Genomic DNA, 267 nt, shown 5'->3' on the forward strand with positions numbered 1-267 from the left:
TAAATAACGTATTTTTAAAGAGGGATCATAATGAAAAAGATTCACGTAACGCCGTCAATTTATCGGTCCGATGACTCTTTGACCAGGAACGCGACACCTAATCAAAATTTAAAGAGCCCAACACTTTCTCCTGAGAAAATAGGGGTTGAGGAAGAAGACTTCGTCGTTCTCGTTACCGTTCCACCATATCAAAACATGAGAAAGGGAGACCGTGTATATTTGAACGTCGGCATTTCCACCTCTGAATCATATGAAGTTTCAGAGAAC

1 protein-coding gene is annotated in these 267 nt (G+C 40.4%); it reads left to right on the forward strand.

Going from position 1 to position 267, the window contains the following annotated elements:
- Positions 1 to 30: 30 nt before the first annotated feature.
- Positions 31 to 267, forward strand: a 237-nt coding sequence (locus SB658_RS24420) for a hypothetical protein (RefSeq protein WP_410602956.1), incomplete at its 3' end; no start/stop codon positions are given.

The organism is Bacillus sp. SIMBA_008 (assembly GCF_046535495.1).
In the GTDB taxonomy this organism is placed as follows: domain Bacteria; phylum Bacillota; class Bacilli; order Bacillales; family Bacillaceae; genus Bacillus; species Bacillus subtilis.